This window comes from Neobacillus sp. MER 74 (assembly GCF_023714155.1).
The window spans coordinates 1-467 of record NZ_JAMAUV010000072.1; the positions used below are offsets into that span (position 1 = coordinate 1).

Below are 467 nucleotides of genomic sequence, written 5' to 3' on the forward strand. Positions count from 1 at the left end.
TGATAGCGATCTTTATGAATAGCCGGGACCACGACGTGCGAAGGCGGATCCTGATCCAGTTGCAGGATATATTCCCCGAGATCGGTTTCGATCACCTGGATTCCGGCATCCTGCAGCACATGGTTGACGCCGATCTCTTCGGTCACCATCGACTTGGACTTCACCACCTTCTGCGCATTTTTACTTTGCGCAACCTGCAAAATGTAGCGAGTGGCATCTTCTTTGGTTTTGGCGAAATAGACGTGCCCGCCGTTTTCCGTCACTTTCTCGGAGAGTTGATACAGGTAAGCGTCGAGGTTGCTCAGAACGTGATCGCGGATCTGGCTGGCACGATCGCGCCAGTCTTCCCAGTGGCCTAACTCATCGACCATTTTTTGCCGATTTGCGCCGATACGCTCCTGCGCATTAGCCACGGCTTTGCGCATGATCGGATCTTCTATCTGCTGACGAATGCGCAGTTTAAATTC

1 protein-coding gene is annotated in these 467 nt (G+C 52.5%); it reads right to left on the reverse strand.

Annotation, left to right across the window (positions count from 1 at the left end):
* Positions 1-425, reverse strand: a 425-nt coding sequence (locus M3610_RS27510) for an LUD domain-containing protein (RefSeq protein ID WP_251463641.1), incomplete at its 3' end; no start/stop codon positions are given.
* Positions 426-467: the final 42 nt, after the last annotated feature.